This window comes from Vibrio viridaestus, from assembly GCF_003856525.1.
Lineage (GTDB): Bacteria > Pseudomonadota > Gammaproteobacteria > Enterobacterales > Vibrionaceae > Vibrio > Vibrio viridaestus.
Genome location: NZ_RJVQ01000001.1, coordinates 674505 through 700777 on the forward strand (window position 1 = coordinate 674505; position 26273 = coordinate 700777).

Here is a 26273-nt window from a genome sequence, read left to right on the forward strand (position 1 = left end):
AATGACAGACCTTTGTCAGATCCCGGCGGACGCTTCATCTAGCGCTCTAAAAACACTTTCATCTAAATGACCATCAAATATCTGCTTGCAAACTTTGCGTCGAACAGCCAATCCAGATATCAGACGTTCTATAGACAGATGTCCGTTACTACTTTGCGCGTTATACAACTCAATGACTCGGCTTAGAGTCTCGTATTCAATAACATCATTTCCAACACGGAGCCAGTCGAGCTTCTCAATGAGCTCCTGACACTCTTCTCTAATTGATTTTGCCGTATGCCCTGTCATTGCAGATAAAGCCGTTATACTGCGTTCTAGCGCTTCTGGTGAGGTATATTTGGATAGTGTAATGGTAATCTCGTCAGCATTAATCTCAACCAAGTGTTTGCGAAGCTTAACTCGTCTTCCCAAATTTCCTCTTGGGGATGGTGACTTCCTTTGCACAGGTTCAAACTCCCCGTCAATCACAGTGGCCAGTTCATCGAGCTTCTGTTTAGAAATCATTTCATGTCGCAGAGGGTTAGGCAATGTCGGGGCCATATTTCGCTTACCAGCGTTTGTCGTCTTAGCGCGTGAATATCTTAAGACTTCTTCAACATCACATTTAATATCGACTTGATAATCACTCAACTTCCCTTTTGTTCCCACTTCAGTAATCGTCAAATGATAACCCCATAGATTAACGACAAACATGGAACCTGAAGCTTTACCATCCGATAGGTTTCTGAGTTCGCGAATTAAATCCATCGAAAAACGCCGCCACTCGATGTTACGTGCCAGTTTTTGATTCAATTCCGAAAGCATAATGATGTCAGTATGTCGACGAGCCATACGACTTCTAAAGTACGAATACAACTGAAATACCAAGGTATGTTGCTTAAGAATTTCTGGTGGAAACAGGAAGAAATAATCTCGCGTTAATAATTCATCGTAAAACGACGGTTCCCAAACCAAGATATAGAGATTCGGTTTGATTCTGATCCTTCCGTCTTCCCCTTCCGTTGGTGCTTCTTCCGATGCTGTGATGGTTCGAGCTAAAAACCGAAATCGATCACTCTTAAATCCTTCTGGCATATTTTCGCTTAACCATCGACCTGTAAGCTCGTGAAGTTGGAAATCAGTAAACTCTATTCGATCAATACTATCTCTAATTGAATCACGAGCAGGTCCACTATCCTTTTTGCCCCGAAGTGACAAAATATCTGTGATATACAACGGCGTTTTATTGGGGATAGGTTTCGCGTTGAGATGATAATCTTCTCTGTGATGATCATGGTACTGGACGGTCAATGTAAACAGCGCAAACAAAGTCATTAGATCATCAACAGTCATAATATTTTTTGACGATCGTGTTTCAATGACTGCTTTTGTGCCGGAGATCGATACCATTGATTTCTGGTAATTCTTTCTTGTTCTTGGTGGTGCCAGAGCTTGATCGATAATTCCAGCCCAATTTGCAGGTGACACAACAAACTGATCCGCTTCATCACGCATTGCTGGTGGTGTATTAAGTCCATGCTCATTGAGTAGTTGTCTATTCACTTGAGTTTGAGCTAACGCTTTTGAGCGCTTTCTCTTCTCTGTTTGCTTTACAGACTCGGTGATCAAGCTGGTTGATCCTAGGACCGAAATCAATTTAGCTGGCTTTACAAATCTGTGAAGCATGGTTTTTCCTGCGAGCCCTTCTTCAAACTTCACTGGTATTTGGTCAAATAAGCCAACACTTACCGCAGCTCTGAGTCTCTGTTGAATAGCAGCGCGAGTAAGTTGTCCGTCTGTGGCATCAATTAATTCTGTTGTCGAAACTAACCCATCCTTACTACTCATTCCCCGTAGCGAAATAAGATTAAGTAATTCGACGATACTTTTTGTGACGCCTTTGAAGTGTTGATACTCTTCGATCCATTCAATTGAAGATTCTGACACTTCAAATAAATGTCCATCTTTATGACTTCTTGGCGCTTTAATTAGGGTCTTTTCCGTTACACTCATTTTATTTCCGAAATGACAGATAGAGTAAGTTGGGTATCTTTCCGAGAATAAATAAAAAAAAATAAGAAATAAAGAGAAAGATGTTTTAATAAACTGATCTTTTTGATTTATATGATCTATATTGCTATATATGATCTTATGATCTAGCGTTGGATTTGCTTGTAAATTACTGAATATAAAGTTTTTATTTTTTATCGATTAGAAAGCATGATCATAAGAGTAATGGAAAGATGATCATTAGAATAACGAAAGAATGATCAAATATTTACAGAAAGATGATCATTTGATTGTTGGAGAAGTGATCAAGCCTCTATTGGACAAATGATCATGTTATAACAACATGTTATCCACAGTTCCCACGTCTTTTTCGTCAGTCTATCCTGCATTTATTTTATCAACCACGGATCGATGATCATGGTAAATATCATTGGATGACTTTTTTATATTCATTTTCTGATATTTCGTGTTTCGTTTTCTCGGTAAAAGACTTACTTAGGGTTACCGTTACTCATTGTTCTACTCTGTGTGGCTATATATCTCGATATCGAAAGCATGATCACCATATTAAAGCAATAAAGCTGTGTTTTTCAATTAGATGTTTAAATAGTGCAGAGATTGAAACAATCCCTTATTTCAATTGACGATGGCCGTAAGTTAGCGTGATTTTTATATGCTTCCGAAAGGGATCAAAACATGATCATTGTTCCGATCAGACTCGGAATATCTTAACAGTGCCGAATATTAGTTTCATACCTTGATCATTCTTTCGTGTTGGTCATTATTTCGCTTATTTAGCCCGAAGCATGATCATGGAGCTTCATCATGATCATGCTTCCGAAATGAGACTTCTTTTAGAATACTTTCTTTTCTCTCACCCTACATCTTAAGTTTCATGGTATAAAAGTGTCGTTTAGTTTTGTTGAATTTACTTCGTCCGTAATCTATCCAGCATTTATAATCGTTCCGATATAAATAAACATAAATTGGATTTACAATGTAAATCTTAGTGACGCTGTAACACTTTTATTTTAAATTAATTTGTGGCTAATTATTCATAGAAATTGAAATAGCTAATAACGTTTAAATTGAATATTTTCAGCAAACAGCTTGTTAAGTATACACTTTGTATGAAAAATTATTTTTGTTATCTGTACAGCTTTATGTTGATAATGTTTTTTATTGCTGTACGATATCGGTAATTCAACTAATAACGGAATTTGGCAATGAAAAGAGAGCAAACGATAGAAAACCTCTACGCTCTGGCTGAATCAACGCAGCAGGTTCAATCAGATAGAATAGAAATCGTTTTAGAAGAAAGAAGTGATGACCACTTCCCTCCTATGTCAAAGGCTTTAATGGAAACCCGTTCGGGGTTAACGCGAAGAAAGCTTGATGATGCAATAGCAAAGTTAGAAGAAGCTGGGCATCAATTTACGAAAAATAACGCAAATCACTATTCTATTTCGCTCGCCGAAGCTCACATGTTGATGGACGCTGCGGGTATTCCCAAGTTTCACGAACGTAAGAAAAGCGTGGATAATAAACCATGGATTATTAACGTTCAGAACCAAAAAGGGGGTACTGGGAAATCTATGACAGCCGTTCATTTGGCTGCCTGTCTTGCTCTGAATCTTGATAAGCGCTACCGTATTTGTCTTATCGACTTAGACCCACAAGGTTCCTTGCGTCTATTTTTAAATCCTCAAATTTCTCTCACTGAACATAATAATATCTATTCTGCCGTTGATATTATGTTGGATAACGTTCCTGATGGCACTGTGGTGGATACTGAGTTTCTTGAAAAGAACGTTATGTTACCAACTCAATATCCTAATCTGAAGACCATTTCTGCGTTCCCAGAAGATGCAATGTTTAATGCTGAAGCGTGGCAATATTTATCTCAGAATCAGTCATTAGATATTGTAAAGTTATTGAAAGAGAAGCTTGTAGATAAAATTGCCGATCAGTTTGATGTCATTATGATCGATACCGGTCCTCACGTAGATCCATTGGTTTGGAATGCTATGTATGCATCAAATGCGCTACTCATACCTTGTGCCGCTAAGCGTCTTGATTGGGCTTCAACAGTCAATTTCTTCCAACATTTACCGACAGTTTACGAGATGTTTCCTGACGATTGGAAAGGATTGGAGTTTGTTAGATTGATGCCTACGATGTTTGAAGATGATAATAAAAAACAGGTTTCTGTTCTTACTGAGATGAATTACTTGCTTGGCGACCAAGTTATGATGGCAACAATTCCAAGAAGTCGTGCATTTGAAACATGTGCAGACACTTATAGTACAGTTTTTGATCTTACAACCAGTGATTTTGAAGGCGGAAAGAAAACACTTGCTACTGCACAAGATGCAGTCCAGAAAAGTGCTCTCGAACTTGAACGTGTTCTTCATTCGCATTGGTCTGCTTTAAATCAGGGATAATAGAAAATGGCAATTAAAACATCTGATCTTAACGCTAAGTTATTTGGAAAAGCGGATAAAAGACGAGCAACGACTCATCAGGAAGCTCAGACGGCCGCTAAAGATAAGGCCAATATTATTGAGCTTGCCATTGCTGGTGAAAGTTTAGTTACGTTTAAATTAGTGAAAGTCGCCGCGCAAGAGATAGCGACTGTTACGCGCGTCTTCGATCAAAACGCCCGTGAGCAGTCATTTCTGAATGAGCATGCTCTTTCGGATATTCTTCTCACTTTAAAAGAACGCGGCCAGCAATACCCAGCTGTTGGTCGTATAGGCGAAGATGGCGTTATTGAAGTTCTCGATGGTAGCCGTCGTCGTATGGCGTGTTTGATTGCTCAACAAGATTTTTTAATCTATGTAGCAGAAGGTATCAACTCAGAACATGCTAAATTTTTATCCGATGTAGCAAACGCGCATAAGCCTTTGTCTCTATATGAAAAGGGACGTGAAATGCAGGCTAAACTTGATGCTCGTGAGGCAGAAGATCAGAAAGCGTTAGCTAAGATGTTTCAATGTAGCGAGGCTTTGGTCAGTGGGGCATTAAAAGCAGCCGATCTGCCTTTAGAATTGCTCCAGGCTTATCCGAATGTGGTAGAGCTGGGCAGACCAACTATTGTCAAACTTCACAAGCAATACCACTCTCTGACTGATAAGGATAAGCAACTCTTATTAGACAAATGTAATCGTAATGACAGCTTTGTTTGGCAGCGGTGTTCTTCGCAAGGCGTTGCGAGGATAACAAAAGAGGTTACTGAGACTATTGAGTCTTGGATAGAGGATTTTAAACCGAAAACAATGCCTGAAAGTAACAAAGTTGATCTCATTCGTGGGCGAGCGACTTATGTTCGTAAGGGAAGTAACGTTTCGATTAACTTGAAACGTATTGATGATGATTTACTTCAAGAGTTATCTGATTTTTTAATCGAGAAACTGAAATGAAAAAAGGGCCTATGGCCCTTTTTTTAATTCGCTCTTAATTTCTGCCAATACTGCTCATAAATTGCGAGTGCATCTTTACCAACATCATTGATAAACTCACCTTTAGCTATGTCTGCTTGATCCGGGTAGATTGTTTTATTATCCCTTAAATCAGCAGGTAGTAGCTCTTTGCCTTTTTCGGTAGCCGACGCATACCCAAGCGTCTTCACTATGTCAGCTTGCTGCTCTGGTGCATACATAAAATTGATAAATTTATGTGCAAGTTCTTTATGTTCGCTGCCTGATGGTATAGTGAAGTTGTCCATCCATAAAACGGCACCCTCTGAAGGCATAACAAACTTTAGCTCTGGCATATCTTTTTGACCTTGATATGCATTTCCATTCCACTGCATTCCTGCGATTACTTCTCCTGCTACATAAGGCATCTGTGGAGCATCAGAGTTATATACCAACACGTTAGGGCTTAGTTTTTCTAGTGTTTCATACGCTTCTTTTATTTCTACCGGATTTTTCGTGTTGATACTATGACCGTTCATCTTTAAAGCCATACCAAAGACATCTCTTATATCATCTATGAGCATGAGCTGTTGTTTGTATTTCGGCTCCCAAAGCTGTTTCCAGCTTGTCACAGGTTCGTCGACTAAAGACTCGTTATAGCTTATTCCTGTTACACCCCAGATATAAGGAAGGCTATAATCGTTTTTAGGGTCATGAGCTTGCCCTAATAGTGAAGGAAAAGTCGATTCCATATTAGGTATTTTTTCGTGATCAATCTTGGCTAATAAGCCCTCTCTCGCCATTTTTTCGATAAAGTATGCTGAAGCAAATACCACATCATATCCCGTACCGTTAAGTAATTTTAACTTAGTGTACATGGATTCGTTGTTTTCGAAGCTAGTATAGTTAATTACGACGTTTTCTTGTTTCTCAAATGCCTTTAGAGATTCTTCTGGGAGGTATCCTCCCCAGGCATAAACGTTCAGTGTTTCTTTAGCAGCGTAAGTGGCAGATGATGTTAGAATAGCAACCGTGCTTAGTAGACCAACTAATGTTTTGTTCATTGAGGCATTTTCTCGTTGTGTGGACTGGTTGAATTGGCGCTATAGTTGAGCATTTATTTATTCAATGAAAGCAAAAGTATTTAATCGTTAAGAAAAAGATAATTATTTAAAATCCTTTTTTCCGTTATAGAAATTGACTCATTAAGTATGAATATAAAAGAATTTTTTCAGCAGGTTATTAGTACTTCAGAAAAGGCAAATTGGCGCTATGCTGCCGTTCTCGATGGCAGTAGAGTTTTTATATCTGAAGTATTAGCTATGCTCAGTGAAGAGGTACAATCTACCCCTATACAATTAGGTGGAGTGCCTTTTGATAATACTCAATTCATCCCTTTTAATAAGGGTCAATTCATCCTCGGTCATAATAATCGTCTTGTCATCATAGATTGCTCTGCAGGCATAGATGCGAACAGTATTAATAGCGCAATAGGCTCTGTATGTGGTGGCGGCGTTCTTTTGTTTATCCGACCACTACAAACTCCAAGTAATCGTGCCGTACAGTGGTTCGATAGCCAGCTTAATAAACTGCCTACAGTCAATTCTGAATCCGACTATGAATGCCTGCTACCATGTTGTGGTGAATCCCTATGTGCAACTCCTAATTTTTCGCACCAAGAAATAGTTGTTAAGGAGTTGATTGCGCTTAAGCGTAGGAGAGCAAATCGACCTATCGTTATCACAGCGGATCGTGGCCGAGGTAAGACGACAGCTATTGGACTTGCCTGTGTCGCGTTGTTGCAGCAATACTGTGGCATTAATTTAGCCGTCTGCGCGCCACGGTTAGATAGTGTTAGAGGTATTTTCGATATTGTTGAATCACGAGTTCTAGATAGTCTACGCCAGAGTCATGGAGCCATTTCCATTGGGTCTTCCACTTTAACGTTTATTTCCCCTGACAGTTTGGTTAAGAATGACCACGACATTGATATTTTATTTGTTGATGAGGCTTCGTCGATACCCTTAACGATTCTGTTTCAGATCGCTGAGTTATATTCTAGAATTGCGTTTTCTACTACCGTTAACGGTTATGAAGGTTGCGGGCGTGGATTTACGCTAAAATTTGTTGATTGGCTAAAGTCTTTTCGTCCTGAGTTTAAAGTGCTTACTATGGAGTATCCCATTCGTTGGAATACAGGCGACCCAGTGGAAGAATGGACAAATAGTACCTTTTTACTTGATAGCAAATCCAATGACTATTCGGGATGTACTCTAGATGATGAACGACAATTTAATTTTGTAACGTTTAGTTCCGCTGAATTATTCGAGAACGCCATTCGCCTCAACGATATTTTCCAGTTATTAGTTGACGCACATTACCAGACTTCACCCAACGACCTCTTTCATTTAATTTCCGACGATAGTGTGTCCGTTACTTGTCTATATTATGGAGATAGATTGGTATCCTGCCTTATGTCTGTGGCTGAGCCGAGTATGGATGACGAACTTATTGAGGCTGTTTCGTTAGGGCGCAGACGTCCCAAAGGTATGATGACTCCTATCACTTTCGTTAATCAGATTGGTATTAAAGAAGGCGGAAAGCAATCTTGGTATCGCATTTTAAGGATTGTCGTCGCGCCTGAGCTGCAAGCACAGGGTATCGGGTCTAAGCTACTGTCTTTTTTCATTCAAAATAATCCTTCTCAATTTATCTCTACTAGCTACGGCGCGACTGCTGAGTTATTCCGTTTTTGGCAAGGTAGTGGTTTTATTCCAGTAAAGTTAGGCACACAAAAGGATGCTGCATCCGGATGTTTTTCTGTATTGATGGTTCATGGCTCTCACTTGAAAGCCAACTTTGTTAAGAAAGCCTATGACTATTTTCGTTCTACTTTGATTCTGTCGATTAGACTCAACTCCATCAGACTTGAATTAACTCTTTCACATTACCTTCTTGGTCACTCCAGTTCTTCAGTATCTTCTGAGTTCCCATTTGAGCTTCTTAGTAACTACGCTTATGGTGGCTCAAATTTCGAAGCCATCGTTCCTTGGTTCGAGTCACTCTATTATAAAGTTGATGTTTCGCAACGCGGCCTTTTTGGTGATGTCTTTGTCCTCAAGGTAATTTATAACCTTGACTGGAAGGAGTGCGCTCGTCAGCTGTCGTTACCAGGCAGACGTCAGGTCGAACAGCTACTGAGGTCTAATTTAAAAGATATTTTATCAATTTACACTGTAAACTAATCTCCAAAAACATATTCATTATGGCGAATTTACACTGTAAATAGCTATGTGGCTTGTCGAGTTTGCATATGGCTGTTTTTGGTGACTCATGACATGTTTTTAGATAACTAACATAGGTTTATAGATATCTTTGTATATTATTAATATATTAGTAATTAGTAGTCAGATTAACGTCGAGTTTTTTTATGTGGAAGAGAATACTCCAACTAAACGATGATAAGAATAAAGTTACCGCTATACGGCCTGAAGACATGTCATTGGATACCCGTCTTTCTAAAGATGGAATTACAGATATGTTACGGGAGTTAGGCGCTGAGCATTTTTATCTTGATCATGAAGCTCTTGAGCGATTCATCAAATTATCTGACGAAGCAAAAAAAGAATCCTATTCAGGAGTTTTAATTGCTGATAGACGGAACGCTACTGTCGAATATGAGTTAGTCGATAAGGAGATGGTAGCCAATTTAATTCTAAAGGGGGCCTATGGAGGCCGAGGGCTTAGAGGCAGTGAAATTCTTCACGCGTTAGCGAATGGTCACATTACCAAGGGTATAAATAAAGTTGCGTTGAAAAAGGCGCTTGTCGTAAGTGCGAGTCTCGCTCCGGGAGAAATTTTTACTCAGCCAGTCGCGCAGGGTTTAAATCCGACCAATGGTAAAGACGCTTACTGTGAACCCCTAGTTGAAGACATTAGTCAAAGAGTACTTGCTCCGCAGCACAAAGAAGGCTCTGAAAAGTTAGATATGAAAAATCTCGGAGCAACAATCACGGTCGGCGCTGGTGATCCTGTGATGAAAAAACACCCGGCAACAAAAGGATCTCCTGGTTTTACGGTTACCGGCAAGGTGCTAGAACCAACACCAGGGAAAGACATTCAGCTGAAAATAGGAAAAAATACTCAAATATCCAGTCTGGATTTAAATACTTTAGAAGCGACTATCTCGGGTTTACCTATAATAAAGCCAGGCAGCGTTGATGTTGATAATGCGATGGTCCTTAAATCGATTAGTGTTGAAACCGGCCATGTTAAATTTAAGGGCAGTGTTGTTGTATCGGGTAATATCGAATCTGGAATGATAGTGAAAGCCACTGGTGACATTATTGTAGGAGGCTTTGTTGAATCTGCCGATGTACAGGCTCAGGGCGATATTCAGATAGCGAAAGGAATCATTGGCCATACTGTCACTGATGGAGATGATTTAACTTGCACAGTTAAAAGCGGTAAGTCTATTACGGCCAATTATGCTCAGTACGCTTTTCTCCAAGCTCACGATGACATCCATTTAAGTGTCCACTCCATAAGTAACAAGATATTGTGCGGTAATGACTTGATCGTGCTAGATGAAAATGAGAAAAATGGAACTTTGAGTGGCGGTACTTGTAAAGTTGGTGGCAAGCTAGTCTGTTTCAATCTAGGGGTTGAAGGTGATACTGCAACATTTGTTGAGGCGTTTGCAAAATATCCAGCTCTGAAAGAAAAAATTTCATTCCTTAAAGAGCAATATGATGCGGCGCAAAATAAAACAATGGATATTGTTCGGTCTGAAATAGAATATAACAAGAAAAAAGCGAGTGAAAAAAGTGAAGAGGAACTACGAAAAATCGCAGACGAAAAAGAAGTAGCTAATGTTGCTATGCTTGATGCTAAAACTGCTCTGGCGCAGGCTAGTGATGAGCTAGAAGGAAAATTACTAACAAATATTGTTGATGTGAAGCATCATGTCTATACCCATGTTACTGTCCAATATGGTTCAGATAAAATCCTAACTAAAAAAGAACATGGGCAAACAGTCTTTTCTTATAATCAACATGAAATTCAGGCAAGAGCTACTATGGTTGGTGATGATATAGCGAAAGAACAAGAATAGTGAAATGCAATGAATATCAGGATGAAATTCATTGCATTTTGAGTCTAGTTAACCGCTCTAACTTTACCCTCACGTAAGGCGTTTAGTACATCAGCCTTTGCTCCATCAGCAATAACCTGACCTTTTTCCATTACGATGATTCTATCGACGACATCTAACATAGTGGTTTTGTGTGTGATGAGAATTAATGTTTCTCGACCACTAAGCTGCTTTAATTGATTCTTTATATGCATTTCAGTACGATTATCCATCGCACTGGTCGGTTCATCCATCAATAAAACCGGTGGGCGTCCTAGTATCGCCCTTGCTATTGAAACTGATTGCTTCTGACCACCTGACAGTAATTGCCCACCTTCACCGACTTGGCGCTCCAAACCGGCTGGATCTTGCTGCGTAAAAACAGTAACACCCGCTCTATTCGCAGCGTCCATCACATCTCGGTCGTCCACTAGTGGTCTGCCAAGAGTAATGTTGTCTCTAATCGAACCGTAGAAAAGTACGCTATCCTGAGGGACACAGCCAATATTTCGTCTTATATCGATATGGTGCATTTGACGAATATCGGTGTCATCGATGCGAACACTGCCTTCTGTAGGCTGATAGAGACCCATAATTAGACGTTCTAGTGTGGTTTTGCCTGAGCCGATACGGCCAATGATTGCGACTTTTTCACCAGGGTTTATGGTAATACTAACGTCCCTGATTGAAGCTAAGTCTGAGTTCGGATAATGAAAAGTCACTTTATCTAATTCGATTTTACCCTGAATAATCGGTCTGTGAATGTATCGTTTACCGGCTTCTTGCTCGTCAGGCATTGCCATAACCTGTTCAATGATGGTCATCGAGGATTTTGCTTGATTATAACGAGTTGAAAGCAGGGATAGCTGAATCATCGGAGAAACGGCGCGAGAGCTTAGCATGGTTGACGCAATTAAGCCGCCCATGGACAAATCACCATTAGAGATGAGGTAAACACCGACAATGACCATACCCACGTTTGATGCTTGTTGTACAAACCCTGCTGCATTTTGAATCCCATCAGTCAGGCGGCGGCTTTTGATATTCCAGTTTGCCATATGGGTTACGGCTTCTTCCCAACGATATTGGAACTGTCCTTCCGCACCATATAATTTTACTGTTTCTAAGCCAGCTAAGCTTTCGATAAGGTTGGCGTACTTCTGTGACGCGAGTCGAGACCCTTCTTCAATTGAGCGACGTAACTTACCTTGAATTATGTAGGAATAGATACCCAAGGCGATAACACCTACGATAGGTACAATAACGAGTGGGCCAGACATCAAGCCGATCAATAGTAAAAATATCAGCGCAAAGGGGAGGTCAATCAGTGATGTTATAGTCGCTGAAGTGAAAAATTCTCTTATTGATTCAAACTCTTGAAGGTGCCGTGCAAACGCGCCAACGGATGGTGGGCGACTTTCCATTCGTATGCCAAGAACTTTGGTGTACAGCTTGGCTGAGATTAAAACATCCGATTTCTTGCCTGCAACGTCGATAAAATAGCTTCTTAACAATCTCAGAGCGACATCGAAAAGGAATACTAATAGTATGCCACTAGCCAGCACCCACAATGTCTCGAACGCCAAATTTGGCACTACTTTATCGTACACTATACGGGAAAACATCGGCGTGGCTATGGCAAAAACATTGATCATTAGAGACGCGATAAGAACATCACGGTATATCTTTTTTGACTGCCAAATCGTTCCCCAGAACCAGTGTCCATCTTTTGGTTTGAGTATTTCAGGAGAGCGCTCGTCATAACGAAATTGCTTTTTGACCATGAAGTAACGGCCAATATATCGTCTTTCGAGTTCTTCAATAGGGTAGGCGATAGGTACCAGTCCTGATTCTCCTGTAACGACTTCCGCTTCTCCTGATTTCTCATCAATGCTATTTATAACACAGGCTTCTCCTCCTCTGAGCAACAGAATGACGGGGAAAACTAGTTTGGGTATCGCTGTTAACTCTGATCTATTTTCCTTAGCAATCAACCCAGCTCTTTCTGCAGAGCGGGGGAGTAGGAAAGGTGTTAGCTTACCATCGGATAACGGTAAGCCATTAATTAGTGCCTCAGGCGAATTCGCTAATCCATAGTATCGACTTAAGTAGATCAGCGAATTAAGTAAAGTATCTTGCATTAAATGGGCCTTTTACTTATCAACGATAAAGCCTTGGAATACATCAATAAAGTGCTCTGCAAGGAACTCTAACTGCTCTTTTGTTTCGACACGTGATGCGACAGTCGTAATACTTAAATTATGCGCAGCACGAGAAATAGATGTTAGGGTAAATGTCTGCTTTTCGTCGTCGAGGTTATGAGTAAATAGATAGTCTAATTTTACGTATTGTGGGCGATATTCGTTCAGATAATCTAATGATTTAAAGTGTCGTCCATAGTTATCAACACCAAAGTCTGCTCCAGCGTTACGCACCGCATTACAGAATAAAGCAGCATAGTGTGGTGTATTAATAAAGCATGACTCAGGTAATTCAAAATGGAGTTTACTTGCTGCATTTTTATCGTGAGCAAGTAGCTCTGTCACCCAACGGATGAAGCTTGGTTCGGAGATGCTGACTGGAGAAATATTGATTGCCAATGTTTCATTAATTTCTCCGCTTGCTAGACGATCAAACATAGCTTGAATGACATATTGGTCGAAAATATGACTGACGTGCAACTGCTCTAAGGCAAACAAATATTGAATCGCGCTGTAACGTGTGCCTTCCTTCTCAATTGATGAAAAGACTTCTTGGTGGAGTACTTTTCCATCAGGAGATGATGCCTTTTGAAAACGGAAGTTAACCAGTCCTTTTTGCATTGCTTCTTCAACCAGCACTTTCCATTGCTGTTTACCCATAGCGAGTTTGTTTTCTTCACTACTAATATAGCCGTACAATTTCTCGTGACTTGCTCTTGCCAATGCTAAAGCGTTGTCGACCAGAGAAAGAATGTCTGATGCTTGTTTCCATGACTGATTGTAAACAAAGCCAAGATACGCTTCTGGGCGAGCCTCACCAAGTGGATCGGGATTCAGGCTAGATACACAATCCATAATTTGTTCGGCGCGCTGAGGGATTAAGTCTTCTTCCATCAACGGGAATATGAAGGCGTATTCTGCATCGGAAATACGTGCAATACTCACCTCATCATTTGTAATCGAGAGTTTTATTAGGTCAGCCAATTCTTTTACTTTCAGATCCCCAGCTTTATACCCTTGATCTTCGTATATTTCTTCAATAAATGCAGCTTGCAGCAACGCGACAGAACCGATTCCGCCTTCTGACAGCCAACTGTTTAGCTGACTCATATAGAAGGAGCGATTCCCTAATCCAGAAACCTGATCGATGTAGGCACGATCTCTTAATTGCTGAGCTTCGTTTGCTTGAGTCTTAAATGCCTTTTCCACTTGAGACGACATACGATTAATACCGTCAACGACGTGAACGAGATCTTTCGTTGATGGACGAGGTAATGGCTTACCAAATTGACTGCGCGCAACTTGTTCCATTTTAAGAACAATAGCATGTAAAGGTTTAAGTGCATGGCGAATAATGAGAGCGATTGCTATCAAACCAAAAACAAATACAAAGCTAAATACGACGATCAGACGACTCAATGCATCCCATAACTGGCGGTAGGCTTCACCGGGATGGCTGATGATTTCAACTTCGGCTAATTGTAACCAACCGCTTGTTATTACTCGCTGCTCATGGATTTTTTCAAATAAACCCATGTTCGTAAACCACTGAGGGACACCATTAGGTTTGATTGGATAGCGACGTACGATTTCTTTTCTGTCATCAAGAAATTTAAGTTTCACCATTGAATAGGTACTACCATCAAACAAAGCGTTGATAACCGATTCTGCGGCTACCGTATCTTTGTCTTCCAGGTATGGAGCTAGTGCAAGTCCAACGGTGTTGATCGTGTTGTTTACCTCAGAGCGTTGTTGTTGCTCAAGGTTATCACGGGTTGTGTTGAACTCTATGAGAAACACTGAAATTATCAATAGGATAAACAGCGCTATCATACCAACGACGATTTGTTTATAAAGAGTCATATGTGCCTACTCAATCGTAACTAACAATGGGTTTATTTAAAATCAGTGAGCGCTCTCGATCTCGTAAGTCATTCCACAAGCTTAATCGGGACGAGTCACCAGCCAACTGACCATTTTTTGATTTCATTAGCCAAAGATTTTGACCGTTAAAACTGTAAATTGGGAGCAAGTCTTTACGTCGACCCGCTCTCTCTATATCGGGATTAATATTATCAAGGATTAAAGGCTCTGAACTCGGGCTTTCATAATACGCCAAAACCATATGGAACTGATTGTAAGTAATTGCTTTGACGTAGATTAAACGCAACTTGCTATCTGGGATACCTATTTCAAGCAACGAGAAATATTTTGAAATAGTAAAATCTTCGCAATCACCAGCACCAGCACCGAGAAATTCGAGCGGGGTTGCCCAATAATCGTTTTTTCCCCATAGCTTTTCATCACTGACCCAACGCATCTGATTCATAAACTGATTTACTCGTTGTAGTTTCAGTTCAGTTGGGAGAGACTTATACTTATCCAAAGCTTCTCTCCAGGCTTCTACACGCCTGCCAGCTTTGCTTCCATAGGTTTTGGTTACCGCGTCAACCCATCGTTGTTCCTGAGTGTTTAAAGCTTCTAACGTTTCGCTCACAATTGTCAGAGCTAGTATGCCTATAACAATGAATAGCCAACGCAATCCTTTGTTGGCACTTAAGAGGCTATTTGTTGAACTTAAGTACAATTGCATCCCCTTATTCCTGAAAAGCATTGTTCTTGGCGCGTAGGATGGGTTGGAGAAGATAATCCATAACTGTTCTCTTTCCGGTGATTATATCTACACTAGCTGTCATACCCGGAATAATCGGCAGATCGCCATTATTATTTAGTGCTGTTGCGTAGGTTCTCACACGGACAATATAGAAACTATTACCTTCATCATCTTGTGAAGTATCTGCACTTATGTGTTCCAATGTACCTTCTAATCCACCGTACTTACTAAAATCATAGGCAGTGAACTTAACGATTGCAGGAAGGTTAGGGCGAAGAAACGCAATATCTTGAGGTGCAATTTTTGCTTCAACTAATAGGGTATCTTCGGAAGGAACGATCTCAACAATATCCATTCCAGGTTGAATCACACCACCTACGGTGTTTACGTTAAGTGTTTTGACTGTTCCTGCAACTGGTGATACCACGACGGTTCGATTTACTTTATCTTCCAGCCCAACTGCAGATTCTGTTAATGCAGAAAGTTTGTCTTGAGCTTGATTCAGTTTTTGCTGCTGATCGGATTTGAATTGTTGCGCTGCATCGATTCGATTTAAGATTGCTTCTCTAACGCTAGCTTTAGCCAGAGGGATCTTTAACTCACTCGATGTCATATCTCTTCGGGTATCGTTCACTTGTCTTTGTAATTTAAGCAGTTCAATTTGAGGAACAACGCCCTCATCAGCGAGTGGTTTGGTGATTGCGAGCTCTTTCTGTGCGTATTCATAACTCTGTTTTAAGTTAGTAACGCGAGCTTGGAGTTCAACTAAATCTTGCTGCTTTTGTTTAACTTGTTGATCGACAGTAGAGATTTGGTTTTTGAGGTTGTCTAAATCTTGGATATATTGTGCTTTCTGTCGTTGGACAAGCTGTGGCTTATTTTCTATTAGATTTACAGGAAAATTCAGGTTGTCATAATTTACCTTGACGCTCTCCTGCCAATTTTTTTCGTTGAAGTTATTATTAATTTCTACACTATTTAACGATGCAGATAATTGAACAACATTCGCCGTTAGATTGGATACTTCCTGTTCACGCTCCCGGTAGTCAGAACGAAAACGAGTATCATCAATGAGAAGCAATTGTTGACCTTTTTCTACATGCTCGCCTTCTTTCACAAGTATCTGCTTTACCAGTCCACCTTCAAGGTTTTGTACTACTTGAATTTGGGAAGATGGAATCACTTTTCCCTGTCCCACTGTTACTTTATCGATGACAGCGAAAGAAGACCATATAACTCCTATAATAAAAAACGCGCATATTACCCAAAGCATTATCCGGGCATTATGGGGCGTATTGAGAAGCAGAGCCGCACTTTTATCTTCAACAAATTCGAGTTCGTCTGCTGAAAGCTCGTTATAGCCTTCTTTTTTCATTCGATAATCCTAGTGAAAGACGGAGTTTTTCGATGATTCTAGTCTTTAACTGTATAAAAGTTAAGAATTTACACATTTAATACAATACATTCTGTGGATTAAATAATCTAGCTGCTTTGGGATTATAATATGAGTGTAGACGCTTCTTGATTGATTCGTTAGTTTCGGAAATCGCAGGGAATTTTATAAATTTGGTCTGATTACTTGAGTTCACTGGGATATGGGAGCAAAATCAAAAAAATTTTTTAGGGAGTCGTTATGGATCTTTCGGATATTAGAAGAGAATATACAAAAGGTGGATTAAGACGCAAAGATCTTTGCGATAATCCGATTGAGCAATTTGAAAAATGGCTTCAACAAGCGATAGATGCTCAACTACCTGATCCGACAGCCATGACTGTTGCTACAGTCGATAGCACTGGTCAGCCTTTTCAACGAATCGTTTTGCTCAAAGATGTTTCATCTGATGGTTTTATCTTCTATACAAATCTTGGTAGTCGGAAAGCTCAGCAAATAGAGAACAATAGTAAAGTGAGTATTCACTTTCCATGGCATCCTATTGAAAGGCAAGTTCACATTACTGGTGAAGCGGTCAAGTTGTCTGCTCTAGAAAATATGAAATACTTCACCTCCAGACCGAAAGAGAGTCAAATTGCTGCTATTGCCAGTCATCAAAGTAGTCGTATTTCTGCAAGAGGCGTCTTGGTAGGAAAATACCTCGAGCTAAAAGAAAAATTCGCGAAAGGTGAAGTTCCTGTTCCGAGCTTTTGGGGCGGATTTCGTATTAAACCGACATCATTTGAATTCTGGCAGGGTGGTGAACATCGTTTGCATGATCGATTTATGTATACATCCGAAAATGATGGTTGGAGTGTGGATCGCTTAGCGCCATAGATGGATAGTCAAAAAACAAAAAGGCATGAAAATAATTTCATGCCTTTTTAGTATTGAAGTACTCTAACTTAATGAATCTCTCTTAACACTCTGAACCCAATATAGTTTGCTGCTGTTGCTGGCGCAACGTATAACTGGCTGAATACCGTCGCTGTAGAGGGGGAGTAACACCAAGCGCCTCCACGTGTTGCACCTTGTGGAGAATTAGTCCATTCCCATACGTTTCCAACAGCGTCATACATTCCAATTGGGTTTGGCTTGAACGCGGTAACGGGAGAGGTACTTTTATTTGACCATGCTGTACCACTCCAACCGGTATTCGCTTTCCCTACCTGGAAATCGCTTCCCCACCAGTAGGCAGTTGTTTTCCCACCTCGGCTAGCTATTTCCCATTCTGCTTCTGTGGGTAGGCGATAATTTGCCCCTGTTTTTTGGCTAAGCCAATTAGCATATTTTTTTGCGTCTTTTTGCGTGATACATACAACTGGCTGGTTATTTGACTGGCTAAAGCCAGGAGCCTTCCAGGTTGTATTTTTATTTGGCTCTGGTCGGTCATTTTTCATAACCAAGCAGCTTTTTGTTAATTCAGCGTCTGTCTTGTAATTTGTTGATTTAACAAATGTTTCGAATTCAGATACTGTTACTGGAGTGGAAGAAATAGCGAAAGCATGATCAAGCTTATATTGTACAGAGTTGTACTCTCCCAGATAAAAGTTTCCTGGTGCCACGGTGATCACTTCTGGGGCACTTGCACCTTTACTAATGGCATCTTTAAACTTAAATCCGGTTTTTAGAGGATTGCCTTTTTGTTTTAGATGAGCTCTTACTGTTGTGTCAGAATTGAGTGTAAAGTTAGTCTCGTATGCTAAGAATCCATCCTTTTTAACAGTAAGCTTATGACTTCCTTTTGCCAATGAAACTTCCACTGGAGATTTTCCGTAGCTCACACCATCAATAAAAACAGCATCATCATATTGATTGGATCGTACTTCTACTTTGAACCAGGCGACTTCTTTTTGATTTTGAGCGGGTTGTTTATTTGAGCAATATTGATTCTCGATGCTGAGTAGTTTACACGCTGTTTGGCGAGATACTTTGCTCTGTAATAGGCCTTGTAGAACAACTCGGTATCTATCTTTGTTTTGGAAGCCTGAATCCAAGACATCGTAATTGAGTACATGAATATTCATGGACACGTTTTGAGAATTAGGCGTTACCAGCTCAGATTCTGTTGTTGCTTGAAGTAAGTTCCTACGGAATTGATTGACTGTTTTTTGCAAACCTAATTCAACTGTTTGATCTTCGCACTGCTTCAACGTCATATTTGGTGAACAACGATTGGTAAAAGAGACCTTTTCTTCATGTTCAACTGATAATTCTTCATATAAGCGCTGCGCTCGAGCCACTTTTTTACTTTTCTCTAGGTCGTCAATTTTTGATTGGCTAGCAGATACTTTGGATTTTAATTCAGAGAGCTTAGATTGTTCTTCAGTCAAAGTCTGTTGTAATTCCAACCTGCTTTGTTGATTCTGCTTAACATCGGACCATATTTGCTGATAACTCTTTTGTGCTGAGGTTATATCGTAGTCTGGCACTGTAAGCATCTTGTCGTATGCTGCTTTGAGTGACGCTTTCGCACTGTCCAGAGACTTGTCGAGGGCTTTCGCTTGAGCTGTCAGTCTGGTGAGCTCACTGTCTGTGTTATCAACTTTATTCTTTTGCTCTTTGAAGCTACGTTTTGCTTCTTCCAAACGGCTGTGCTCTTCAAAAAGTGCATTATCGATAGTTAAGACTGTTGGCTTTTCCTGCTCGTCATCCTTTTTGCCAGTTGACTGTTCTGGAGTCGATGACTTATTGATAGAGTCAGAAGTGGTGGTCTTAGTATCAGTAGCCGCAACAGTTTCCGCCTTTGGTGTCGCTTTATTTTCAGGTGCAGACGAAAGCGTTGCTTCTTCAGAAGAGATACTAAAAGCAACTAAGCAAGGGATGAGAGGGATTAATAAAGACGGTATTCCTTGTCGCATTATTTCTACACTTTTCGTTAATTGTTATATGAGTTTATATTGATGCATTTTTACTAAAAACGCCATCTTGGTGATGAGTCATTTTTCAATAACTTAGTTCCAAAATGGCGCTCTTGATAACTATTACGGCAAATCAATAAAAAGCTTTACAGGCTTTGACACTATTAACCATCTTTTCTGGGTCTTAATTTGATCCAAATTGTATCGTTAGCGCTTATCGTAACTGATTTATTGTATGTTTCATAACCTGATTTTGAGACTGTAATTTTGTGCAATCCAAATGGGACTGAAATATCCACTGGTGTACTACCGTAATTAACGCCGTCTATTGTGACGGAGTCGTCATATTGGTCTGACCTTACTGTGATACTTGCCCATTTTTTCTCAGCTTTATGCTGTTGAGCTACCACTTCTTGACCGTTTAAACAGTAACGAGTAGAAACATTTAACAATTCACATGCAGCCGTTGCTTCTGGTCGAGCTTGGATTTGAGCCTGAATTTCGGCAAAGTAATCATTATTGCCCTGAAAACCGCTTTGAAGAGTTTGGCTATCTGTTACGCGAAGATTTAACTGTACACCTTTGAGGTTTTGTTTAGCTACAACCGATTCAGTAAGGTTGTTTAACAATTTGTCTCTGAAATTGCTGACCGCTTGCTGCTTAGTTAGGTATAAACCTTGGTTTGAACAGTCACCCAGAGTCATTGCTGTTGAACAGGTCGTTTTATAGCTGGATGTAATTACACCGCTCTCGCTAAGCTCTGCGTTCAAACGCTTAACTCTGGCGTCTACACGTGACTCTTTAAGATTTTCGTATTCGCTATTTAAACGACCCAGCCTCTGTTTCAGCTGTGACAATTTCATGCTGCTCTCAGCTGATGCCTGTTCGTTATCTAAAAGCTCAGACTGATTTTCTTTTACGTCAGCCCATGCCTGTTGATATTGCTTTTGGAATGTTGCCAGATCAGTATCGGGATCTTCGAGCAGACGAGAGTACTGTTTATCAAGGGCTGCTTTCGCACGATTTTTCTTAGCATCCAACTCATTGCTAGCACGTTCCAACTTTTCTCTTTCATTTTTGAGTTGTTGGAGGTTGCCAACTTCTTTATCGTATTGAGACGAGAGATTATCGATTTCGCCCTTTTTATCGCTCATTTTACTATCGATAGCCGCAACAGGATCGACCTGAGAGACAGTAGCTTCTTCCGCATGCACCGATGTAGTTACCCAAACTGGGTTTAGCGCTAACATTAGCGCTGGGATGTGACGTATTATCATAGGTCCCTGCAACAATTAACGTTTTTCCACTAAATTGTGGTGAAAGACAACTAGGCTTAAGCCTAACACTAAATTAACCGACTAACACAGTAGTTACGTCAAGTCTTAACGCATAGCTAGACACACTACACAAAAAATTTTCTTAGGTTGCTGATTTGTGAATGTAAAGTATGTCAAGTCTCCATTTTGAGCACAATGAAAAATTATGCAAGTTTTTCGCCAGAATTTCTGCGGATTTATCGAAGTTCGATTAGACAATAGCCGTAATCTACGGTCTCTTGATCATTTTTCCGGAAGAAATTAAAACCAAATAAGACTCTTTTGCATTGATGTTGAGTTGATGTACTATCTTCTTTAGGCAAGGATATCGACACCATACTGGACCAGCTGCATGAGTAAGCTCCCTTTCGAACAAAACAATACTGTTACCACTGGCAAACTCATAAAGCCCGCAGAGTTGATAACACTTCCTTCGCAAATGGATTGTCATGACCACTCGTATACTCAGATTGTTATTGGTTTAAAAGGGCAGGCGGATTTTGATATCGAAGGATATGGAAATCGTATTGGGCCGGGACGGGGATGCATCGTGTCCTCGAATTCGGACCATGCTTTTGGTGGCGTCGTAGAGCAGTCAGACATTCTTGTGCTGAATTTGTCCGATGTCCCTGAACAGGGACAGATGATTATCGAGAGGATGAATAACCTCTCAAAGTCAGATACCTATTTCTATCTTGATGGACAAATACAAAAACTCATAAAAATGCTGGTCGATGAGATGCAAGCGCATCCGCAAGACGAGCTCTTAAGCCGAGCTTGTAATGATACCTTGATAGCTCTTCTACAAAGGCACATCAAAGGAATGGATTACCAGCGAGGTGTCTCTCGTATTGACCTCCAATCTATTGATCGTTACATCCAACGACATATTTCACAAAGAATCAGTGTCGCGCAGTTAGCGGGAAGCGTTTTCTTAGGAGAAAGTCAATTTCATAATCTCTTCAAAGAACAGCTTGGTATGACTCCTCATCAGTATGTACTGAACAAGAGAGTAGATATGGCTAAATACTTGATAGAAGAGGGGCGTTATACCCTAGGTCAGGTTGCTGAGCTTTCTGGTTTCTCTGCCCAAAGTACATTTACTCATATCTTTTCCCGCTTACAAGGTGTTTCTCCTTCTCAATATAAAAAGCGTTACTCCAAACCTTAGGGGACTATTTAGCCCATTTTGGCGCCCAATATCCACAACAGTTCTTTTTACAAAAAGGGTACTTTGTGAAATTTGTCATTAAAAATCATCGTGTTGATAACTTTCATGTGACGCTAATGTTTTACTTTTGTTAAAACGCACAGTTTTTAGCAAAAACATCGGAGTTTTTGACAAGTATTCTCTCCAAGCTCAAAATACACTGCTAGCTATTGTAGATTTCTCAGATGTTCTGGGAATGAGATTGAGGGAAAACGCATGTATAACGCTAAAGATGTGTTGAAGCCGGAGTTTATCGAGCAACCACTCGATACACTGTGGTCTATGATCTCTCCACTGTATATGGTGGATGAATCACAATGGCTAGAGCAGCTTCTGCCGCTCGCGACACCGACTGACACAGAGAAAAAGGAAATTTCATTAAAAACCACCAAACTTATTGAAGCAATACGAGCTGACAAAAAGTCTGTGCAGATGATTGACGCTCTTCTGCTCGAGTACAGCTTAGATACCCAAGAGGGGATTTTGCTAATGTGTCTCGCAGAGGCGCTCATGCGGATTCCCGATACTGAAACCGCCGATGCCTTTATCAAAGATAGGCTCAGTATCGCTGACTGGAAATCACATTTAAGAAATTCAGACTCTGTGTTTGTCAATGCGTCGACATGGGGACTCATGATAACGGGTAAGGTTGTCGGAATATCTAATATTGAAAATACCAGCCCTAATCAAGCTTTGAATCGTTTAGTGAAAAAGTTCTCTGAACCTGTCATTCGTCAGGTTATGCATCAAGCCATGAAAGTCATGGGGCACCAGTTCGTGCTTGGGCAGACAATGTCTGAAGCTCAAAAGAACGGACGACCTATGCGTGAGAAGGGATACACTTATTCGTTCGATATGTTAGGTGAAGCCGCTTTAACAACATCGGATGCGAATAAATATTACCAAGACTATCTATCAGCGGTCGAAGCGGTTGGCAAAGAGACTCGACCGGATGATCCTCGTTTAGCACCTTCGCTTTCTATTAAGCTCTCTGCTCTGCACCCTCGTTATGAAGTTGCGAACAAAACTCGAGTCATGACTGAACTATACGCAACACTAATTAGCTTGATCACTCGAGCTCGTGAATTAGATGTTGGTATCACTATCGATGCTGAAGAAATGGATCGACTCGAGTTATCTCTGGAGCTTTTTGAAAAACTATATCGTAGTGAGACTGCAAAAGGGTGGGGCAAATTTGGTCTCGTGGTTCAGGCCTATTCTAAACGCGCTCTACCGGCTTTAGTGTGGTTGACCGCCCTAGCAAAAGAACAAGGTGATTTGATTCCTGTACGACTGGTAAAAGGTGCATATTGGGATAGTGAGATAAAGCTATCACAACAACATGGCTTAGAACGTTATCCCGTTTTTACACGAAAAGAAGCGACGGATGTTTCGTATCTCGCCTGTGCTAGATTCCTATTAAGTGAGAATGTAAAAGGTAACCTTTTTCCTCAATTTGCCAGCCATAATGCTCAGACTGTAACGGCAATAGCGATGATGGCACCTCACGGCGAATTCGAATTTCAGCGTTTGCATGGCATGGGTGATGGTCTGTTCCATTATGCGATGCGCATGTACAACCAGCCTGTCAGGATTTATGCTCCAGTTGGAAACCATAAGGATCTCCTTCCTTACTTAGTTCGTCGTTTGCTTGAGAACGGCGCGAACAGTTCATTTGTACACCGTTTAGTGGATGCTCGTTGCCCAATTAGCTTGCTCGCGCAGCATCCAGTTGAAACATTATTAGCAAACAAGACATTACATAATGGATCTATTCCGCTTCCGCCTGCTATTTACGAAGAAAGGAAGAATTCTAGAGGTATCAATATTGATATCGTGAGCGAAGCTCAGGAATTTGAAGCTCAAGTTAAAAAATGGATGTCATCTTCTTGGAACGGTTCTTCGATCATTGATGGGAATAAGAAATTCGAAAGCATGATCAAGGATGGTATTTCCGCGATATCAGTTACGGCACCTTATGATCGCGATATTGAAGTCGGTCAGGTCGTCAATGCGAATGCTGAGCAAATTTCGATGGCGATTGAGTCAGCCCAACAATCCTTCCCTAGCTGGAATGCTCAGTCTCGAGAATATCGCTCTGAAAAGCTCCTTAATCTAGCGGCTCTTCTTGAAGAGAATATGGAAGAACTGGTGGCTTTATGTCATAAGGAAGCGGGCAAAACGATACATGACAGTATTGATGAAGTCAGGGAAGCCGTGGATTTCTGTCGTTATTACGCTACTCAGAATGTTTCTTTAAAGCCGCGTGATATCAACGTATTTAATGGTATTTCAAAGCAAGTATCACAGCAAGGTCGTGGTGTCTTTGTCTGTATCAGTCCATGGAACTTCCCTCTGGCAATCTTTTTAGGTCAAATATCAGCAGCATTGGCCGCAGGCAATACTGTCATTGCTAAGCCAGCAGAACAGACTTCTTTAATTGCTTGCCGTGCGGTCGAATTGATGGTTGAAGCTGGATTTCCAACAGGTGTTATTCAGTTAATTATTGGTAAAGGCTCGGAAGTTGGTAATAGTTTAACCAGCCATCCAGCTATCGCAGGTGTAGCATTTACTGGTTCGACTCAAACAGCCCAAAAAATCAATCAATCATTAGCTAAACGCGATGCGCTACCAGTGCCATTTATTGCGGAAACCGGTGGTCAGAATGCGATGATTGTCGATAGTACAGCATTACCTGAGCAGGTCGTTAGGGATGTAATTAGGTCTGCATTTGCGTCTGCTGGTCAGCGTTGCTCTGCATTACGAGTGCTTTTCGTACAACGAGACATTGCTGACCGAATCATCGAATTGATTCGGGGAGCCATGAATGAGTTATCTGTTGGTTTACCTTACTTACACTCTACTGACGTTGGTCCAGTCATCGATAACACAGCGAAAGAAAAGCTGCTTGCTCATATAGCGAAGATGACTGAGACACAAACGTTGTTAACATCTCTATCTCTGCCGGATGACTGTTCAAAAGGAGACTTTGTTGCTCCAACTGCATTTGAAATAGACAGCATCAATAGTCTGTCTGAAGAACAGTTTGGTCCAATTCTTCATATAGTGCGTTTTAAAGCGAGCGAGCTTGCTGATGTCGTTGCACAGATTAATGCGACAGGTTTCGGACTCACAATGGGTGTACACAGTCGAAATGAAACGACTTATCGATGGATAGAAAAACATGCGAGGGTCGGCAACTGCTACATCAACCGAGATCAAGTCGGGGCCGTTGTAGGCGTTCAGCCTTTTGGAGGTCAGGGGCTTTCAGGTACCGGTCCAAAAGCTGGTGGCCCTCATTATCTATACCGATTCAGCCAAACCGTCTTTACAAGCGAATCTGAGGAATAAGGAGATTATTATGGTACATCAGGCTGCACGATTTTCTGATTCCTTCTCTGCGTGGGAAAATTGGAATCTACTCGGATATGAACAGCGCAAGCAAAGCATTACCGATTTTGCTCTGGAAGTTGCTAAATCATCACCAGCTTATGCCGCTGTTATTGATTATCAAATTCGCTGTGGGCAAGAATGGTTATCTGAGAGCCAGCTCATGCCTGGCCCTACTGGCGAAACTAATGAATTGTATACGGCGGGAAGAGGAGTCACGCTTGTTGTTCAGGAGAAAGATAGCGAACCGGCGGTAACAAGCTTGTTTGCGTTATTAACTGCCGCTCTTCTATCAGGAAATAGCGTTATGGTATGCAGTGATAATCTTGAAGTGACGAATCTTATCCGTTCTTCGGCAGATAAAGCGTCCTTACCTGCTCACATTATACTAACCAGCGCATTGGATGCCCGTCATTCCCTTCTGAACGAAGATATTCGTTCTTTAGCTTACGTTGGTGACGCAGATGGAGAACGTATTATTAACTCTGCTTTGGCTCAGAAGACTGGGGCTATAGCGAGTTTTATTTCTGAAACTGACTTGGTTAACCAACCAACGGCTCAAGACCCAACTTTATGTTTGCGCTTTATCACTGAGCGTACAAGGACAATAAATATAACGGCCATTGGAGGCAATGCGTCGCTACTCGAACTCGGGAGTGATGCCCACTAGTTCTTTCCATAATTTCCCCTCCTCATTTTGAAGAGGGGTC

Annotated in this window: 16 protein-coding genes; 8 read left to right on the top strand and 8 right to left on the bottom strand. The window is 40.9% G+C overall.

Translation table 11 applies throughout. The features are described from left to right. Positions 1 to 15: 15 nt before the first annotated feature. Complete coding sequence (locus EES38_RS03080; protein WP_124935687.1) at positions 16 to 1992, bottom strand: replication initiator protein RctB domain-containing protein; 1977 nt, start codon at positions 1990 to 1992, stop codon at positions 16 to 18. A gap of 1223 nt (positions 1993 to 3215) precedes the next feature. Between EES38_RS03080 and EES38_RS03085 the strand changes: the two genes are divergently transcribed. Together EES38_RS03085 and EES38_RS03090 are read left to right on the top strand one after the other, a co-directional pair. Further along, the gene (locus EES38_RS03085; RefSeq protein ID WP_124935688.1) at positions 3216 to 4433 is read left to right on the top strand and encodes a ParA family protein; all 1218 of its coding nucleotides are present in this window, start codon (positions 3216 to 3218) and stop codon (positions 4431 to 4433) included. Between the two features lie 6 nt (positions 4434 to 4439). Beyond that, positions 4440 to 5411 (top strand): ParB/RepB/Spo0J family partition protein, encoded by a 972-nt coding sequence (locus EES38_RS03090; RefSeq protein WP_124935689.1) that lies wholly within the window; start codon positions 4440 to 4442, stop codon positions 5409 to 5411. Between the two features lie 23 nt (positions 5412 to 5434). Here the strand turns inward: EES38_RS03090 and EES38_RS03095 are convergent, their stop codons facing one another. Further along, entirely contained in the window at positions 5435 to 6472 is a 1038-nt protein-coding gene (locus EES38_RS03095; protein WP_124935690.1) for an ABC transporter substrate-binding protein, read from the bottom strand. Positions 6473 to 6619: 147 nt separating this feature from the next. Here EES38_RS03095 and EES38_RS03100 point away from each other — a divergent pair, with 147 nt between their 5' ends. Next, the gene (locus EES38_RS03100; protein ID WP_124935691.1) at positions 6620 to 8653 is read left to right on the top strand and encodes a tRNA(Met) cytidine acetyltransferase TmcA domain-containing protein; all 2034 of its coding nucleotides are present in this window, start codon (positions 6620 to 6622) and stop codon (positions 8651 to 8653) included. A gap of 185 nt (positions 8654 to 8838) precedes the next feature. Continuing rightward, a complete protein-coding gene (locus EES38_RS03105; RefSeq protein WP_124935692.1) occupies positions 8839 to 10521 on the top strand; it encodes a flagellar assembly protein A in 1683 nt (560 codons plus the stop codon). Positions 10522 to 10565: 44 nt separating this feature from the next. Here EES38_RS03105 and EES38_RS03110 read toward each other — a convergent pair whose 3' ends face one another. The 4 genes from EES38_RS03110 to EES38_RS03125 are packed head-to-tail and all read right to left on the bottom strand — an operon-like array spanning position 10566 to position 16729. Continuing rightward, positions 10566 to 12680: a type I secretion system permease/ATPase gene (locus EES38_RS03110; protein ID WP_124935693.1), complete on the bottom strand. Its 2115-nt coding sequence runs from the start codon at positions 12678 to 12680 to the stop codon at positions 10566 to 10568. 12 nt (positions 12681 to 12692) lie between these two features. Next, entirely contained in the window at positions 12693 to 14603 is a 1911-nt protein-coding gene (locus tag EES38_RS03115; RefSeq protein ID WP_124935694.1) for a bifunctional diguanylate cyclase/phosphodiesterase, read from the bottom strand. 10 nt (positions 14604 to 14613) lie between these two features. Continuing rightward, complete coding sequence (locus tag EES38_RS03120) at positions 14614 to 15333, bottom strand: transglutaminase-like cysteine peptidase (RefSeq protein ID WP_124935695.1); 720 nt, start codon at positions 15331 to 15333, stop codon at positions 14614 to 14616. Positions 15334 to 15337: 4 nt separating this feature from the next. Beyond that, positions 15338 to 16729 (bottom strand): HlyD family type I secretion periplasmic adaptor subunit, encoded by a 1392-nt coding sequence (locus tag EES38_RS03125; protein ID WP_124935696.1) that lies wholly within the window; start codon positions 16727 to 16729, stop codon positions 15338 to 15340. A 258-nt stretch (positions 16730 to 16987) separates the two neighbouring features. On the opposite strand from EES38_RS03125, the gene pdxH reads away from it, so the two are divergent. Then, positions 16988 to 17623: a pyridoxamine 5'-phosphate oxidase gene (pdxH, locus tag EES38_RS03130; protein WP_124935697.1), complete on the top strand. Its 636-nt coding sequence runs from the start codon at positions 16988 to 16990 to the stop codon at positions 17621 to 17623. Positions 17624 to 17691: 68 nt separating this feature from the next. Here the strand turns inward: pdxH and EES38_RS03135 are convergent, their stop codons facing one another. Then, positions 17692 to 19647 carry a formylglycine-generating enzyme family protein gene (locus tag EES38_RS03135; protein ID WP_124935698.1) on the bottom strand — a complete coding sequence of 652 codons (1956 nt, stop codon included), beginning with the start codon at positions 19645 to 19647 and terminating at the stop codon, positions 17692 to 17694. Positions 19648 to 19811: 164 nt separating this feature from the next. Continuing rightward, on the bottom strand, positions 19812 to 20924 hold the full coding sequence (locus EES38_RS03140) for a PEGA domain-containing protein (protein WP_124935699.1): 1113 nt from the start codon (positions 20922 to 20924) through the stop codon (positions 19812 to 19814). 391 nt (positions 20925 to 21315) lie between these two features. Here EES38_RS03140 and EES38_RS03145 point away from each other — a divergent pair, with 391 nt between their 5' ends. From EES38_RS03145 to EES38_RS03155, 3 genes are all read left to right on the top strand, one after another. Further along, positions 21316 to 22134, top strand: a complete 819-nt coding sequence (locus tag EES38_RS03145; RefSeq protein ID WP_124935700.1) for an AraC family transcriptional regulator — start codon at positions 21316 to 21318, stop codon at positions 22132 to 22134. Positions 22135 to 22389: 255 nt separating this feature from the next. Continuing rightward, positions 22390 to 25524: a bifunctional proline dehydrogenase/L-glutamate gamma-semialdehyde dehydrogenase PutA gene (gene putA / locus EES38_RS03150; protein WP_124935701.1), complete on the top strand. Its 3135-nt coding sequence runs from the start codon at positions 22390 to 22392 to the stop codon at positions 25522 to 25524. Positions 25525 to 25534: 10 nt separating this feature from the next. Continuing rightward, positions 25535 to 26233: a 1-pyrroline-5-carboxylate dehydrogenase gene (locus EES38_RS03155; protein WP_124935702.1), complete on the top strand. Its 699-nt coding sequence runs from the start codon at positions 25535 to 25537 to the stop codon at positions 26231 to 26233. The last annotated feature ends 40 nt before the right edge of the window (positions 26234 to 26273 follow it).